3 protein-coding genes are annotated in these 3,468 nt (G+C 53.2%); all 3 read right to left on the reverse strand.

The annotated features are described in order from the left end of the window. Positions 1-925, reverse strand: a 925-nt coding sequence (locus tag ACR0C6_RS20925; protein WP_480621016.1) for a radical SAM protein, incomplete at its 3' end; no start/stop codon positions are given. A gap of 101 nt (positions 926-1,026) precedes the next feature. Further along, positions 1,027-2,378 (reverse strand): IS3 family transposase gene (locus tag ACR0C6_RS20930; RefSeq protein ID WP_170717543.1). Its coding sequence is split into 2 segments (ribosomal slippage): positions 1,027-2,042 and positions 2,042-2,378, totalling 1,353 coding nucleotides; the frame shifts between segments, so codons are not numbered across the junction. Between the two features lie 721 nt (positions 2,379-3,099). Further along, a partial coding sequence (locus ACR0C6_RS20935) for a hypothetical protein (RefSeq protein ID WP_480621018.1) occupies positions 3,100-3,468 on the reverse strand: 369 nt, incomplete at its 5' end.

A 3,468-nucleotide genomic window follows, 5' to 3' on the forward strand; every position in this document is an offset into this window, starting at 1 on the left:
GTTCAAACAGGTCTTGCGGGCTGTCCTTGAAATTATAAAGCATGTAATTTGACAGTTCAGTAATTCCCGCATCTGCCGAATAACGGATCGCTTGAGAGTACGGTTTTCTTACGCCCAAGTGATCAAACGCGATGCGCAAAGGCTTAAGCGCAATTCGAGACAACTGCTGCAAATACATTGGATCCTTACAAAGGATACGGGCATCCACACCCTGATTGAAATCAACGCGCCTCTGCAGCTCATAACGCCCGCGTTTCAATTTCGCTCCACGCTCAAATCCCAGATCAATAATCTCCGCTATGATCTCTTTGAAGTTTGCCGAAGCGACGACATTATTGTCCATCAGGATCAAGTCGCGCTTTTCACCATAGAGCGTACTCACTCCTTCAACCACCGAGGTTAGAGAGTTTGTATCGCGCTGCATGCCTTCAAGCGTTGGTACTCCACAAAAGGCGCATTTTCTAACGCAGCCACGCGATGCATACGTAAAATACGCATCGAAGACGGGGTACTCGTATTCGATTTGCTTAAGGATGCTATAATCTGGAACAAGGTCTTCGATGGGCTTTCCGTTCACATCATCCGCGTAAAGCTCGTCGTCAAATGGGTCGAGTTCCAGGGAAATGGCAGGGGCGTCACCAAGCAGTCCTTTGATGAATCGAACGCCTCGCCACTTGGGTTCCGATATGTACTTGCCATGCATGAGTGAAGCGGCAATGCCACCGACAAACACTCGATGAGCTTGACCGCCCACCAAATCAAGAGCGTAGTCTATACTCCGCGCTGTCCGCTCCCATTCAAATGAAAAAAGAGTTGTAATGTACACGCGGTCCCAAGCGCACTCGTAAGCGGAAGGGTCTTCACCCTTCACAAAACGAACATGGTCCTTTTTACCCTGAGGGCCATGATATTGTGCAATTTTCATCAGGCCCAGAGGTGGATACTTGTTCCGGTGTCCGTCATCGAATGATTTGGAACACGAGCGTTTGATTGGCTTAGGAGGATCAGGCTCGCCGCAGTTTCAATCTACGCCGCGTTCTGATGATGCAGCAAGCGGCGTTTCTGGATTGTCTGGTGTTTGATTTCCTTTCTGCGTCTGAGGATTGTTTCGGCTCGACCGAAATAGACATCGGCGGGTGTCAGATTGCTGATGCTCTCGTGGTATCGGTTGTGGTTGTAGTGATTGATGAAGTCGCCGATGGCCTGTTCGAGCGCTCCTGGCAGATAGTAGTTTTCCAGCAGGACACGGTTCTTCATCGTCTGATGCCATCGCTCAATCTTGCCCTGGGTCTGCGGATGGTTGGGCGCTCCCCGAACATGATCCATACCCTGCTCATCCAGCCATTTCGCCAACTCGCCAGAGATGTAACTGCTGCCGTTGTCGCTGAGCAGCCGGGGCTTGTGGGCAACGGTGACACTGTCACAACCTGATGCAGCCAAAGCGTCTTCCAGCGTTCCTGTGACATCGTCAGCTTTCATCGTGGTGCAAAGGCGCCAAGAGACAACGTAACGGCTGTAATCATCCAGGATCGTAGACAGGTAGAACCAGCCCCAACCGATGACTTTGAGATAGGTGAAGTCGGTCTGCCAAAGCTGGTTCGGCCGCACAGTCTTCTCATGGAATTCATCCGCCGCTTTGATGGTGATGCAGGCTGGGCTAGTGATCAGATCTTGTGCCTTCAGAAGCCTGTAAACACTGGCCTCAGAAACGAAGTAGCGCCTGGTGTCGGTGAACCGCACCGCAAGCTCGCGGGGCGATAACTCGGGTTCTTCCAGAGCCAGTTCCACGATCTGCTTGCGCACCTTGTCGGGGATGCGGTTCCAAACCCTACCTGGCCGGGAATGGCGATCCTCAAGCCCGGCCTCGCCGAAAGACAGATACCTGTCGTACCAGCGGTAGAAGGTCGTTCTGGGAATGCCGAGCTTTTCCAGTGTGCGTTTGATCGGCAGGTGCGAACCGTCAACCAGCCGGATGATCTCAAGCTTTTCGGATGCGGGATATCTCATTCGTCGTCTCCCCCATCCTCGAACATGCTTTTTTTGAGCAGCCGGTTCTCAAGGGTCAGGTCGGCGACTACCTCTTTCAGCGCCGACGATTCCGCTCTCAAATCCTTCACCTCAGAGCTGGTAGCCTGGCGTGCGGTATCGCCAGCCAACCGCTTCTTACCGGCCTCAAGGAACTCTTTCGACCAGCTGTAATACAGGCTCGTAGCTATTCCTTCACGGCGACACAGCTCCGCTATGCTGTCTTCACCACGAAGCCCATCCAACACAATACGGATCTTCTCCTCTGCCGAATGCTGGCGCCGTGTCTTCCTGCGGATGTCTTTGACAACTCTCTCTGCTGACGCTTTCTGTTTCCCGGATTTCATTCTCATCTCCACTCTCTGATGGTTACGATGAGCCTGAAATCCTCCGCTACGCAATCAACCTAGTCTGTTCCATGGGTGCTGATGGCGGACAGTTTGCGATTGGGCAGAGCCGGATTGAGAGGACCGAGGTAGCCATTCGCATCGGCGGTTTAACCGTATCCGCTGAGCCGACGGCTAAAGATCGCGCGTAAAGGGTGGATTCGACCTTATGCGGACAGCTTTGGCTGGACCAAGAACAGTTTGTTTGCGCTGACAGCAAGAGGCGCTTGCCCGGTTCTTCGCGTGGCTTTGGTTTCGGGTTCGCAAATCCGCGAAATGGCGCTTAACCATCTTGAGGGAGTTTTATTCTCGCCCCCTCACCGTGGCGACATGCTATTCATGTCCCCTTCAATGAGTCCTTTTGAGTTCGTGTTTACCGCAAACGCCCACGATAGTGGGCCTGATTGAGCGGCCCAGTGCCATTGCCAGCGACATCGGCACTAAGCTGATTAATATGATGGGCTTGGATGTTGGCAGCGAACCCTGAGACAGCGGCGCCAAGTAAAGTCTCTAATCAGCCGCTGAAGCGTATGAGTTCAACGGCAACTTGCTGTCCCCAGTTGGCTCTTCCGTCAGTTTTTTTTGGCCGTGGTGGACGTCCGATCTCGGTCGCGCCCGCTTCAGAGATTGGAAGCCCGAGAAACTTTAAGCCTACGCCGTGGAGGAGTGGATCAATCTGTCAACATTATCAATAAGTTGAGCATTCCCAACGTGCACCTTGCGAGCAATTCGCCTCGAAAGCCTGCAAACTGCGGTGAAGCTGACTTGCATATCGGCGATCCAAACGGCGGTTTTGTCCGCAATCTGTGAGTTCGACGAGGCCCGGAGTTCGCGCTTGCGGCGAATGTCCGGAAAGCGGGCTGCAACCGCAGAATTCAGGACTAAGGTCGAACGGCAGGATTGGGCCGTCCACGAGGGCCGAAATATAGTAGGCATTCGATCTGATGTTTAACCACCTCCAACTGCGGTTGTGAGCGGTCTTTGTAGCAGCGCCGTGATATCCCGCCATCGAACCATCTTCCATACGTGAGCGATCATTCATGACAAAGGGCGACAG

This window comes from Ruegeria sp. AL12 (genome assembly GCF_056540885.1).